Source organism: Vibrio sp. NH-UV-68 (genome assembly GCF_042940635.1).
Taxonomy (GTDB): domain Bacteria; phylum Pseudomonadota; class Gammaproteobacteria; order Enterobacterales; family Vibrionaceae; genus Vibrio; species Vibrio pacinii.
The window spans coordinates 485,700-499,033 of sequence record NZ_CP134975.1 but is presented as its reverse complement, the minus strand read 5'-3'; the positions used below and the strand labels follow the sequence as shown (position 1 = coordinate 499,033).

Annotated in this window: 12 protein-coding genes; 4 read left to right on the top strand and 8 right to left on the bottom strand. The window is 45.7% G+C overall.

Annotated elements, in window-relative coordinates; translation table 11 throughout:
• The first annotated feature begins 113 nt into the window (after positions 1-113).
• Positions 114-2,165: an EAL domain-containing protein gene (locus ViNHUV68_RS02395; RefSeq protein WP_391089137.1), complete on the top strand. Its 2,052-nt coding sequence runs from the start codon at positions 114-116 to the stop codon at positions 2,163-2,165.
• Between the two features lie 5 nt (positions 2,166-2,170).
• On the opposite strand, the gene rimI is transcribed toward ViNHUV68_RS02395, so the two are convergent.
• The 6 genes from rimI to rlmE form a co-directional block, all read right to left on the bottom strand.
• Positions 2,171-2,623 (bottom strand): ribosomal protein S18-alanine N-acetyltransferase, encoded by a 453-nt coding sequence (gene rimI, locus ViNHUV68_RS02390; protein WP_391089135.1) that lies wholly within the window; start codon positions 2,621-2,623, stop codon positions 2,171-2,173.
• A gap of 2 nt (positions 2,624-2,625) precedes the next feature.
• Positions 2,626-3,024 carry a DNA polymerase III subunit psi gene (locus ViNHUV68_RS02385; protein WP_391089133.1) on the bottom strand — a complete coding sequence of 133 codons (399 nt, stop codon included), beginning with the start codon at positions 3,022-3,024 and terminating at the stop codon, positions 2,626-2,628.
• Positions 3,025-3,136: 112 nt separating this feature from the next.
• Positions 3,137-4,477, bottom strand: coding sequence for a phosphoglucosamine mutase (gene glmM / locus ViNHUV68_RS02380; RefSeq protein WP_391089131.1), 1,341 nt, complete (start codon positions 4,475-4,477; stop codon positions 3,137-3,139).
• A gap of 27 nt (positions 4,478-4,504) precedes the next feature.
• Positions 4,505-5,335 (bottom strand): dihydropteroate synthase, encoded by an 831-nt coding sequence (folP, locus tag ViNHUV68_RS02375; RefSeq protein ID WP_391090244.1) that lies wholly within the window; start codon positions 5,333-5,335, stop codon positions 4,505-4,507.
• 50 nt (positions 5,336-5,385) lie between these two features.
• Positions 5,386-7,335, bottom strand: a complete 1,950-nt coding sequence (ftsH, locus tag ViNHUV68_RS02370) for an ATP-dependent zinc metalloprotease FtsH (RefSeq protein ID WP_038173896.1) — start codon at positions 7,333-7,335, stop codon at positions 5,386-5,388.
• Between the two features lie 107 nt (positions 7,336-7,442).
• The gene (rlmE, locus tag ViNHUV68_RS02365) at positions 7,443-8,072 is read right to left on the bottom strand and encodes a 23S rRNA (uridine(2552)-2'-O)-methyltransferase RlmE (RefSeq protein ID WP_038173895.1); all 630 of its coding nucleotides are present in this window, start codon (positions 8,070-8,072) and stop codon (positions 7,443-7,445) included.
• A 113-nt stretch (positions 8,073-8,185) separates the two neighbouring features.
• On the opposite strand from rlmE, the gene yhbY reads away from it, so the two are divergent.
• Positions 8,186-8,485 carry a ribosome assembly RNA-binding protein YhbY gene (yhbY, locus tag ViNHUV68_RS02360; protein WP_038173894.1) on the top strand — a complete coding sequence of 100 codons (300 nt, stop codon included), beginning with the start codon at positions 8,186-8,188 and terminating at the stop codon, positions 8,483-8,485.
• A gap of 70 nt (positions 8,486-8,555) precedes the next feature.
• Here yhbY and greA read toward each other — a convergent pair whose 3' ends face one another.
• Positions 8,556-9,029 carry a transcription elongation factor GreA gene (greA, locus tag ViNHUV68_RS02355; protein WP_038173893.1) on the bottom strand — a complete coding sequence of 158 codons (474 nt, stop codon included), beginning with the start codon at positions 9,027-9,029 and terminating at the stop codon, positions 8,556-8,558.
• A 556-nt stretch (positions 9,030-9,585) separates the two neighbouring features.
• Here greA and ViNHUV68_RS02350 point away from each other — a divergent pair.
• Both ViNHUV68_RS02350 and dacB read left to right on the top strand, forming a co-directional pair.
• Complete coding sequence (locus tag ViNHUV68_RS02350) at positions 9,586-10,647, top strand: porin (RefSeq protein WP_391089128.1); 1,062 nt, start codon at positions 9,586-9,588, stop codon at positions 10,645-10,647.
• A gap of 101 nt (positions 10,648-10,748) precedes the next feature.
• Positions 10,749-12,179 carry a serine-type D-Ala-D-Ala carboxypeptidase gene (dacB, locus tag ViNHUV68_RS02345; protein WP_391089126.1) on the top strand — a complete coding sequence of 477 codons (1,431 nt, stop codon included), beginning with the start codon at positions 10,749-10,751 and terminating at the stop codon, positions 12,177-12,179.
• Here dacB and ViNHUV68_RS02340 read toward each other — a convergent pair.
• Positions 12,158-13,003, bottom strand: a complete 846-nt coding sequence (locus ViNHUV68_RS02340) for a magnesium transporter (protein WP_391089124.1) — start codon at positions 13,001-13,003, stop codon at positions 12,158-12,160. The genes dacB and ViNHUV68_RS02340 overlap by 22 nt on opposite strands.
• Positions 13,004-13,334 lie beyond the last annotated feature (331 nt).

Here is a 13,334-nt window from a genome sequence, read left to right as displayed (position 1 = left end):
ATGGGCAACTTCACTGTGCAAAATGACTTAAAAACACGCGCTATTTTTCTATAGTTTAAATTATCAATAAAAATGAGCTATAACTAAAGAAGTAGAGGGAGCCGCTTGAAACTATGAAACAAAGCAAAAAAGTCAACTCATTAGCTTTTCGCCAAGCAAAAACGGTGTTTCTAGTTTCGGTTATTCTAGGCATCTGTTTCAGCTTGTATCACATTTTGGTGGATCTCCATCAGGAGCAAAAACGCATTCAAGAACACTACCAATTTAAGCTGTTACAAAACTACTCGAATGCCAGTCAAGCGGCCTACCATCTTAACCAGTTGCTCGCTAAGCAAGTGGCGTCGAGCCTGATGATGGACAATGCGGTGTATAGCGTAGAGATTGTTGATGACTTTGGCGATGTATTGACCGCCCAAAAGCGTGATATCTCGACCAAAAACAGTTTTATTGAGGCACTCTCTTCGTACCTTACCCCAACCACGCCGACGTTCACCTCTGAATTACATCAACCCAATTCACATGTCGTCGTCGGTAGCCTTACGTTTTCCGTTAATGGCGCACATATCGCGCAAGATTTTATTAATAAAACCACCCGCATTTTACTGTTTGATTTACTGCGTAATATTATTCTTACCACGGTTCTGCTGCTGTTTTTTTACCAGAAGCTTTCTAAACCGCTAGTGACCTTGATTGACTGGGTTCGCTCACTGCAAGGGGCAAGCAAAGATATTCCACCGCCTACTCAATACCGTGACGACGAGCTGGGGCAATTAGCTAAGACCTTCCATACCCTGTGGCAAGAGCGTGAGGCCGCTGAAGTTAAGTTAAACCAGCTAGCCTACTACGACTCGTTAACGGGGCTAGCCAATCGTAGTCTACTGCTACAAATGCTAGGGAAAGCGATTGACGATAGCCGTAACAGCCAACTTAGCGGTGCGTTGTTTTACCTCGACCTTGACCGTTTTAAAACCATCAATGATTCTCTTGGCCATACCATTGGCGATAACCTGATTAAAGCGATTTCGATGCGAATTGAAGCTTGGATAAAAAGTGACTACACCGCGGCACGCATCGGTGGCGATGAGTTTGCCCTATTGCTGCCCAACGTCGACAGTGAAAAAGCCGAAGAGTTAGCCAAGCAACTCTTGGCGTTAATTTCCAACCCTTACTCTATTGACGATCACCAACTGTACTGCACTGTCAGCGTTGGCATATCCCTATTCCCAACCACAAGTTGCACCAATATCGATCTCCTTCGACAAGCCGATACTGCGCTCTACCGCGCCAAAGTGGCTGGTCGTAATAAATACACCTTTTACGAACCCGAGATGCAAGCTCAGGTAGAATCATTCCTTGAGATAGAAAAAGGGCTGCACGAAGCACTCAATAAAGGTCAATTAGAGCTCTACTACCAGCCTCAGGTGGATGCACAACATCGAATTATTGGGGTCGAAGCATTAATCCGCTGGAACCATCCAGAAAAAGGGCTACTACCGCCAGGGCTATTCATGCCGATAGCCGAAGAAACCGGTCAAATTCTGCAAATTGGTAACTGGATTATTGAGCAAGCTTGCTATCAGTACGCTCACTGGCTCAAACAGGGGATATTACCAGACACGTTTCGCCGATTAGCGATCAATATCAGTCCGTTGCAGTTCTCGAAAAGCTCTTTCGTTGAGCATATCGTCGACTCGTTGGCTCAAGCTGGCATTGATGGTCATCATATCGAATTGGAAATTACTGAAAACTTACTGCTAGAAAATGTCGAGGCCGCAATTGAAAAAATGACCGAGTTAAAACAACACAACTTAAAAACGTCGATTGACGATTTTGGTACCGGTTATTCGTCCTTACGATATTTGAAGCACCTTTCGGTCGATGTGCTTAAGATTGATCGATCTTTTGTCACCCAACTGCATTTGGATGAAAGCGACCAAGCGATCGTCGATACCATTATTATGACCGCACAACGCTTAAACTTAGAGGTCATCGCCGAAGGAGTAGAGGATGTGTTTGAACTTCGAGCACTCAAGCAACTAGGTTGTGAGCAGTTCCAAGGTTATCTGTTTGATAAACCCTTACCAGCGAGTGAGCTGAATTCACGCTTTGAGAGAAACTTCTACGATGTGGAAGACCCAAGTGTGATTAAAGCAATGCCCAAATAGCCTAACTAGTAAAACAACAAATAACTCATGATGATAGCGTCCTCTTTGCCAGTTGCGGTGGGGTAATAGTTTCGACGACGATCCACCTCATTGAACCCGAGTGTTTGGTATAGGTGAAAAGCGCTGACATTGCTTGCCCTAACCTCAAGCCAAACACTTTCGGCTTTGCTCGCCTCACACTGTTCAAGCAAGCCATTAAGTAATTGCTTGCCGAGTCCTTGGCCTTGGTAGTCCGTTGCTATCGCAATATTGAGCAAAGTGACTTCACCGACAATATTTTGCGCATAGTAGTAGCCGACAACCGTATCGTTACTATCGATCAAAACATGGTGACAGCCACCACGGCTGTTTAAATCACGAATCATATTTTCAGACCAAGGATGGCTATGTGCGGCGCGCTCGATAGCCCAAACTTGATCAAGGTGTTGCTTCGCTAAAGGGATGATTGAATATGTCATAATTATTGATACGAGCAAATTTGTTGCCACAGCGCTCGGCGCTGTTGGTTATTGCCAACAATGTCACTTAAGCGTGGAGAAACTAGCGCCTTAGCACTAATCGACTCGTCAACTTCGCATCCTGCAAACCAAACCCACTCAAGGTTATGTTGAGTCACTAGACTGAGTTGATTCGGTACGAGATAGCGCGCATCGGCCAAAGTCAAATTGATACTGGAGAGTACTCTCTCAAAAAGCTGTGCACTTTTTTCACTGGGACATTGGGGGGCAACCAGTAACAATCGACAAGATGGATCTATCGTGATCGATGGAGCCTGGTAACCTTGCAATCTTTCAGGGTGGTCCAATTGGTAGTAGTCAATGCCCATTTCATGTAGCAAGGGTAACTGATCTATTTGCATACAATTTGCCATTACTTAGAAGAGCCGAATACTAGCATAAAATCGTGATAGATGGGCAAACGTGGCCTAATCAGTAAACCGCCACCGAAGTGGCGGTAAAGTGATACTACAATTAGAAACTCGCTTTTACTGCATCAGCGATCTTGAGTGCAGAAGATTGTACCAATTGAGCATCTTCGCCTTCTACCATCACGCGAATCAGAGGCTCTGTGCCCGATTTACGTAACAACACTCGACCTTTATCACCCAGCTGTGCTTCTACTTCAACCACAGCGGCTTTGACTGCGTCAGCTTCTAGCGGGTTAGAGTCACCGGAGAAACGAACATTCTCAAGAACTTGTGGGTAAAGCGTCATACCCTGAGAGAGCTCATGCAATGACATGTTGCTATCAATAATCGAAGCAAGAACCTGAAGCGCAGCCACAATCGCGTCCCCAGTAGTGACTTTGTCTAGTAAAATCACATGACCCGAGTTTTCGGCGCCGATCTTCCAGCCCTTGGCGATCAATTGCTCCATCACATAGCGGTCACCAACGGCGGCGCGAACGAATGGAATACCCAACTGCTTTAGGCCGTTTTCCATACCAAGGTTGGTCATCAGTGTACCAACAACACCACCTTTCAACTCACCACGGCGCAGTGCGTCACGCGCGATGATGTAAGCGATTTGGTCGCCATCGACCTTGTTACCTAAGTGATCCACCATAATGATGCGGTCACCATCACCATCAAACGCTAGGCCAAGAGCCGCTTGCTCTTCAACAACGCGCTTTTGCAATGCACGAACATCAGTAGCCCCTACTTCAGCGTTAATGTTGATACCGTTCGGCTCAACGCCCATCGCAATGACATCTGCACCTAGCTCGCTAAACACCGCTGGCGCAATGTGATACGTCGCACCATGAGCACAGTCAACCACGATTTTTATGCCCGCCAAACTCAACGCAGATGGGAACGTGCTTTTACAAAACTCGATATAACGACCAGCAGCGTCGTTGAGACGACTGGCTTTACCTAGCAGCGCAGATTCAACGCACTCAATATCTTTGTCTAACTCAGCTTCAATCGCCAACTCAATATCATCCGGCAATTTAGTGCCTTCTGACGAAAAGAACTTAATACCATTGTCATAGTATGGGTTGTGTGACGCAGAGATAACAATCCCCGCTTCAGCACGGAAAGTCTGCGTTAAGTAGGCAACCGCAGGAGTCGGCATTGGGCCAGTAAATGTCGCCTTAAGCCCCGCAGCAGCCAATCCTGCTTCTAAGGCAGATTCAAGCATATAGCCTGAAATACGTGTATCTTTACCAATAATGACCTTCTTTGTGCCTTGTTTAGCCAAGACACGACCAGCAGCCCAACCCAGTTTTAATACAAAGTCTGGCGTAATTGGGTATTGACCCACCTTGCCTCGCACCCCATCTGTACCAAAATAACGTCTTTTCGTCGACATAGTGATTCCTTTATCTTTTTTCTCAGCTCAACGGTTAGCGTTAACCATTGAGACTATTTTTATCGCATCAAGCGTTTGTTCAAAATCGTGCACGCGAATAATCTGCGCCCCTTTCATCGCGGCGATGGTTGCGCAACTGACACTGGCCGCGACACACTCTGCCGGCTTTTTATCGAGCAGCTTAAACAGCATCGATTTACGTGACATCCCCGCTAACAGGGGGAGACCGAATTGATGAAACTGCTCAAGGTGGGCGAGCATATGATAGTTATGTTCAAGCGTTTTACCGAAACCAAAACCTGGGTCTAGGATCAGTTGCTGGCGATGAATACCGACCGCCTCACACGCCTCTATTCGTTGTTGTAAGAACTCACCGACCTCGGCAAGTAAATCATCATAATGAGGGCTGGCTTGCATGGTTCTTGGCTGCCCTTGCATATGCATCAGACAAATAGGCACACCGGCTTGAGCCGCAACCTCAAGTGCTCCTGGCTCTTGCAGTGCGCGTACATCATTAATCAGGTCTGCCCCGGCGTTAACCGCTTGACGCATCACTTCGGCTTTACTGGTATCAATCGAAATCCACACATCAGACTGAGCTCGAATCGCTTTGATCACCGGAATCACCCGCGCTAGTTCTTGCTCAAGTACCACATCGGGTGCGCCTGGTCGCGTTGATTCGCCACCAATATCGATAATAGTGACGCCAGCGTCAATCATGTGCTTAGCTTGGGTGAGGGCATCTTCTAAACGGCAATATTGACCACCGTCTGAGAAAGAGTCTGGGGTAACGTTAACAATACCCATGACATGGGTTTGAGAAAGATCGAGGGTTTTATTATTAGCAGTAATTTTCATCATAAACGCAAAAACCCCGAGTCGCCCCGGGGTTTAATCATAAGACTTAATTATTCAGAGTCTTTTTTCTCTGAAGGCTCAACAGTGGCGTCGTCTTGAGAAGCTTCTGGCTCTTGCTCTTGACTCGCTTGCACTGATGTATCATCGCTTTTTGCCTCTGGCTTATTGCTCGGGTTATCACCCCAACCAGCAGGCTGACGAATCTCTTCTTTACGTTCCATCAGGTCGTCTATCTGACCGGCATCAATGGTTTCATATTTCATCAACGCATCTTTCATCGAGTGCATAATATCCATATTTTCTTCAAGGATTTTCTTTGCACGCGCATAGTTGCGATCGATGATACTGCGAACTTCATCATCAATGAGTTTAGCCGTGTCGTCTGACATATGCTTAGTTTGCGTTACGCTACGACCAAGGAAAACTTCACCTTCATCTTCAGCGTATAGCAGTGGACCGAGCTTTTCAGAGAAGCCCCATTGCGTCACCATCTTACGTGCAATATCAGTTGCACGCTCAATATCGTTAGAAGCACCTGTAGACACTTTGTCGGCACCGTAAATCAACTCTTCAGCAAGACGACCACCGTATAAACTAGAGATCATCGACTCAAGATGCTGACGTGACATACTGACACGGTCTTGCTCTGGTAAGTACATCGTCACACCTAACGCACGACCGCGTGGGATGATCGAGACTTTATACACAGGATCGTGCTCTGGAACCAAACGACCAACAATTGCGTGGCCCGCTTCATGATAAGCCGTTGACGCTTTGGTCTCTTCAGACATCACCATTGAACGGCGCTCTGCACCCATCATGATTTTGTCTTTCGCCAGTTCAAACTCGACCATAGAGACGTTGCGCTTGTTACCGCGAGCAGCAAATAACGCCGCTTCGTTAACCAAGTTCGCAAGATCTGCACCAGAAAAGCCCGGTGTACCACGTGCAATCAATGATGGTTCTACATCACCAGCCAAAGGCACTTTGCGCATGTGGACTTTTAAAATCTGCTCACGACCACGAACATCGGGTAATCCAACCACAACTTGACGGTCGAAACGACCAGGACGTAATAACGCCGGGTCTAGAACGTCAGGGCGGTTAGTTGCCGCGATAACGATAATGCCTTCATTACCTTCGAAGCCATCCATCTCAACCAGCATTTGGTTTAGTGTTTGTTCACGTTCATCGTGACCACCACCAACACCGGCACCACGCTGACGACCGACGGCATCAATCTCATCGATAAAGATAATACAAGGTGCCGCTTTCTTCGCTTGTTCGAACATGTCACGCACACGAGATGCACCAACACCGACAAACATTTCAACGAAGTCAGAACCAGAAATAGTAAAGAATGGCACCTTGGCTTCACCAGCAATGGCTTTTGCAAGCAAGGTTTTACCCGTACCCGGAGGACCAACCATCAAAACACCAGTCGGAATTTTACCGCCCAGTTTTTGGTATCGGCTCGGATCACGTAGGTAATCAACCAACTCTTTAACGTCTTCTTTCGCTTCGTCACAGCCAGCAACATCGGCAAAAGTCGTCTTTATTTGCTCTTCGCTCATCATACGAGCTTTGCTCTTACCAAACGACATGGCGCCTTTGCCACCGCCGCCTTGCATTTGACGCATAAAGAAAATCCATACGCCAATCAGTAAGATCATAGGGAACCAAGAGATGAAAATAGTTCCCAACAGACTCTGCTCTTCAGGCGGAGTCCCTTGTACTTTCACATTTTGATTAATGAGGTCATCAAGCAGCTTCTGGTCATAGACTGGCATGTAAGTGACAAAACGTCCGCCACCGCCACGACGAGTGAAGGAAATTTCACCATCTTTAAAAGTTGCTTCCTGAATCTGGCCTTGGCCAACTTCCTGTACAAACGTGGTGTAGTCCACCGCTCTGCCATTGCTCTCTCCAGGGCCAAAGCTCTGGAAAACCGACATCAACACGACGGCGATAACAAGCCACAGAATTAAATTTTTTGCCATGTCACTCAAGGTGTCAGCCTCTCGATAACTAATTGTAATTAAAGGTAGGGTACTACAGTTCATAACCTGTAGCTATAGTGTTAACTGACCTATCAAGGCTTAAATAGTTAACCTTTGTAACCGGTGGCTACAACAAAGACCTCTCTTGAGCGAGCTCGCGAGGAGTCTGGTTTTCTCGTTTTTACGACTTTAAATTCGTTTCGGACTTCTTTGACGAATTGATCAAACCCTTCGCCTTGGAAAACCTTGACCACAAAGCTACCATTAGGCGCTAGAACTTGTCGACACATATCTAAAGCCAATTCAACCAAATACATTGCTCGAGGTTGATCGACCGAGTTGTTACCCGCAATATTGGGCGCCATGTCAGACATCACCACATCAACCATTGACGGCTGAATGCGTTCAAGCAGTGCTTCTAAAACCGCCTCGTCACGAAAGTCACCTTGTAGGAAACTGACGCCCGCGATTGGGTCCATCGGCAGTAAATCACAGGCGATGATCTGGCCTTGTTCCCCTACTATCTTAGCAGCATATTGAGACCAACCACCTGGCGCAGCACCTAAATCGACCACTGTCATACCAGGTTTTAGTAGTTTATCTTTGTTTTGGATCTCTTCGATTTTGAAATAAGCACGCGAACGATAGCCTTTTTTACGAGCTTCATTAGCATACTTATCATCAAAATGTTCTTTCAGCCAACGGCCTGAGCTGGCTGAGTGTTTTTGTTTACTCATTCGTTTCCTAATAGAGAGAGGGAGCAACTAACCCAATAAATTATAGTCTTCAGGGTTAGATGGCGCTAAAATGGTATTTTTCAACCCTAATAGTATAGAAAATTGGCCGCGTAATGAACCTAAGCACGAAACAAAAGCAGCATCTAAAAGGCCTAGCGCACAGTCTAAAACCTGTTGTGCTTATGGGCGCAAATGGACTTACTGAAGCTGTTCTAGCGGAAATCGAAATTGCTCTTGATCATCATGAACTGATCAAAATAAAAGTTGCCTCTGAAGATCGCGACACCAAAAACCTGATTATCGAAGCTATCGTGCGCGAAACTCGCGCAGAGAAGGTCCAAGTAATCGGTAAAACTTTGGTACTGTTCCGTCAATCAGCAGACCAGCGTAAAATCGAGTTGCCACGCAAGTAATTGTACTGCAATGAGCAATAAAAAAGGTCGCCAAGGCGACCTTTTTTAATATCTGTGCACTCGGGAGTACTTAGATATATTCGACACGGTCGATTTCGAAGTCGCGGTCGCCACCTGGCGTCGAAATTACGACTTCATCACCTTCCATTTTACCAATCAGGCCACGAGCAATCGGTGAGCTTACCGAGATACGGCCAGCTTTAATATCTGCTTCGTCTTCACCAACAATTTGGTAAGTCTTTTCTTCTTCGGTATCGCAATCAATCAAGGTCACTGTCGAACCAAAAATGATCTTGCCCGTGTTATCCATTTTAGTAACATCGATAACCTGAGCAACAGAGAGCTTGTATTCGATATCACGAATTTGCGCTTCACAGATACCTTGCTCTTCGCGAGCAGCATGATACTCGGCATTCTCTTTTAAATCACCGAGCTCACGGGCTTCAGCGATTGCTTCAGAGATCTGCGGACGAAGCTTTAATAGTCGTTCAAGTTCGGTACGTAGCTTTTGTTCGCCACGCAATGTCATAGGGACTTTTTCCATTTTATACCTCATTCCAAAGCTTTCTTTGGACAAAACAAAACCACCCAACCGCAGGGATTAGGTAGTGTTATAAGCTAACCAATTTTCTCTAGTGTAAACAAAGTTAGCACTGAAATCACCTTAAATCCATGACAACCCGTTTTCTGCTTTATAATTGTTAAGTCAATACTTTTATTAAATTAGCACATGCTAATTCACATTCACCGCACTGATAGAACCCCCATCCCTTCATCAAAAAAAAACTAAAACATGCGTTATTTACACACCACTCACTAAATAATAAAAACCACTTAAAATCATAAGCTTGATGTTTTTTTTGAAAAACAAAACAGTGTTCAATAATCTGATTTATATCGTTTTACTACCATTGGCTGGAACTTTAGCGGTACAACATTGGTCACCAATTGCTCGAAAGATGATTCTTGGCTGCTCATGTATATGATTACGATCTTACATATGAGCATTGATTCACTTGAGTAATCGTTAGAGGATACCTCTTTGTGGGGTGTCACTCGCATAACAACTATTTATGGACAGTAAATTTAGGACTAATAAGATGAACAAAACTCTGATTGCTCTAGCAGTTGCAGCTGCAGCAGTGGCAACTGGCGCTAACGCGGCAGAAGGTATTCAAGCAGGCGGTATCGAAGGTACTTCTGTATACAGCTCAAACGGTAACTCTCTAGAGATCGGTGGTCGTGCTGAAGCACGTCTATCTCTTAAAGATGGCAACGCTGAAGACAAAACTCGTGTGCGTCTAAACTTCCTAGGTAAGACTCAAATCACTGATAGCCTGTACGGTGTTGGTTTCTACGAAGGTGAGTTCAACACAGCTGAAAACGGTAAAGGCACAGACGAATCTGGTAGTGACCTAACTAACCGTTACGCTTACGCAGGTATCGGCGGTAACTTCGGTGAAGTAACTTACGGTAAAAACGACGGTGCACTAGGTGTTATCACTGACTTTACCGATATCATGTCTTACCACGGCAACTCAGCAGCATACAAAATTGCTGTAGCAGACCGTACTGATAACATGGTGTCTTACAAAGGCCAATTTGCTGACCTAGGTCTTAAAGCAAGCTACCGTTTCGCTGACGCTGAAAACAAAGAAGTTAACGGCTACGATAATAACGATGCGGACGGCTACTCTCTATCTGCTATCTACGCAATCGGTGACTCTGGCGTTAAGCTAGGTGCAGGTTACGCTGATGGTAACCAATTTATCGAAGACGTATTGAATGAACGCAACCAGTACATGCTTGCAGTGTCATACGCAGTAAGTGATTTCTACTTTGCTGGTACATTTGTTGACGGTCAAGACAAAGTAAAAACAACTGGTGATAAAACAGATCTAACTGGTTACGAATTTGCTGCGGCTTACAAACTAGACAAAACTGCTTTCACTATGACTTACAACTACCTTGAGTCTAAAGAAGCTGGTATTAAGTCTGATGATGCTGACAACCTAGCATTCGATGCAACTTACTACTTCAAGCCAAACTTCCGTACTTACATCTCGTACAACTTCAACCTACTTGATGAAGATGCAGCGAAAGGTATTACTAAAGCCGATGCTGAAGACGAGCTAGCACTAGGTCTACGTTACGACTTCTAATTTGCTGACTCTACGTCACCAATCTAAACCGCCTGCTCTCTAGTAGGCGGTTTTTTTAATCGCTATACTAGGGTTAACCTTCACTGACCCGTAATCTTCCCATGCTGTTTTATCGCTATACTTTGCTAACCGCTTTTTGTTTGACGCTATTGACTTCCCAAGCGTTGGCGAGCCTCAGTGTCGAACTATTACCGCAAGGTAGCCGAGTCTCCACTCGAGTAGAAAGCTTAGAGCAGTCGACGGTTTATCAACAAACCGACAATCAACAACAACTCTTTCCACCCGCCAGTACACTAAAATTAGTCACCGCATTAGCCGCTAAGCTTGAGTTAGGCGACACGTTTCGTTTTGAGACTCGACTTGAGCAATCAAATCAAGACATCGTAGTACGTTTTTCCGGCGACCCAACGTTATCAAGTGATGATCTTCAACGCTTATTAGCTCAGCTAAAACAACAAGGTATCGACGCCATTGAAGGAAATTTATGGCTCGATAACAGCGCCTTTACTGGCTATGATCGTGCGGTTGGTTGGCCTTGGGACATACTCGGCGTCTGTTACAGTGCACCAGCGTCAGCGATATCGCTTGACGGTAATTGTGTCCAGGCATCGATTTACACCGAGCAAGAGGGGAAAACCCGCGTCTACGTGCCTGAGCATCAACCTATTTATGTCACAACCTCGGCCAAGTCGGTGTCAAAAATAGAGCAAGAGAGCACCCAGTGCGATTTAGAGCTGCTGTCATCACCAGATAACCACTATCAATTACAAGGGTGTTTGCAAAGCAGAAGTAAACCACTCCCGCTTAAATTTGCAATTCAAGACCCCGCGCTTTACACCCAGCGTATCGTGCACACTTTTCTTGCTCAGCTCGGCATCACTTTACACGGTGAAATAAAGATTGGTCCGGCGCCTTTTGCCACTCGCCCACTTGCCAACCATCAATCTGAACCACTACCAAAGTTGCTAGAAACCATGTTAAGACAATCTGACAATCTCATTGCCGATAACTTAACCAAGGCCTTAGGCGCAACGTTTTATATTCAACCTGGTAGCTTTGCTAATGGCACCAAAGCGATCAAACAAATTGTCTTCTCGCATACGGGCATCAACCTCGATTCGCTGCCACTCGCGGATGGCAGTGGTCTGTCACGCAATAACCGTTTTAGTAGCCAAGAGATGGCCGACGTTCTCCGCTATATCTGGCAACACGACAGTGAACTTGATCTGATCGCCTTGATGCCGACTTCAGGCACCAATGGCACACTAAAATATCGCCGCAGTATGCGTAAATCACCGATTAAAGGTCAGTTGGTCGCTAAAAGCGGCTCTGTGTACGGCAGCCATAATATGGCCGGTTTTGGTTTAAACCCACAAGGGCAACCGAGCACTTTGTTTGTCCAGTTTGTGGCGGATTATCATCCAGTCAAAAAAAGCAGCGATGCCCCTAAGACCACCGCTCCCATTACCCAGTTTGAAACCTTGTTTTATCAAGATGTGATCAAATTTAGTCAGGCAATACCTAAGAAATAGTTAACCACATTAAAGTAGATCCACATCCCGGTGATATCGACTATTGATGCCAATACAGGGCTGACCAATACCGCCGGGTCGAGTTTAAACGCACGCGCTAAAATCGGTAGTAGCCCTCCTAAAGTCGTCGACATCGTCACTTGGATAAACAGCGCCACAGCAATCGCTAAGGCAATGATATCTAAGTTAAAGCCACCAGCACTGTTTGCATCACTGAACAGCAAGATTCGCCCAATCATCACGAGCGCAATCGCAAGTGCGAGACAAACAGCTACGCGGCTCTCTTTCCAAAATACCGCTAACCACTGCCGCTTACGCAGTTCACCGGTCGCTAAGGCGCGAATCACCAAGGTGGCCGCCTGAGTTCCAGTGTTTCCCCCGGCCGCCGCAATCACTGGCATATAAACCGCCAGCAGGACCAATTGACTCAGAATATCTTCATATTGAGCAATGATTAAGCCCGACACTATGCCCAATAAGGCCAACGCGATAATCCACCCAATACGCTGTTTCACATGCTCAAGTACCGACGTTTCAAGATAACTACTTGATGTTTCTACCTCTGAATGAATAAAGCCTAACTGGTGCGCATAATGGCGCGCCTGCTTGTCATAACCCTCATGCTCCAATGCTGAAATAAGTTGTTGCACATAGCCAATCGAACAATGATTGAGTATCGCAACCGCCTCTTCAACTGGCATAACGGTTAATAGGTGTACTTGTTGATTTTGCTCATATTGCAAAAAAGCATTACGAGCTGCACCGATCTCTTGCTGAGAGAAGTGTTGGTTGTTTTCAATGTATGTATTGCTCATTACCGTCATGGCGAATCTCCCGATTGGCAAATGGTAACGACCATCGAATACAGCGACAGCAGTAGCTAACAACAGCAGGCATTATTAAAAAAAGGGCACACTGTTTCACGGTTGACGCTGAATTGAATTCTAGAATTTAAAGGAGAAAAACGTGAGGATTCACATTAAAGAGAGAAGACTCTACCACTGAAGTAGAGACGTGAGACGACAATACCGAGGTGGTTTATTTTTCCCCTTTCATACTAGGAGGATGGTCGATATTGTTCATAAAAGTCTCCGAATAAACCGCCTAACTGGCAGCGCGGCGATAATAGCAAAAGTGCTAAGAAAAAACAGTCAA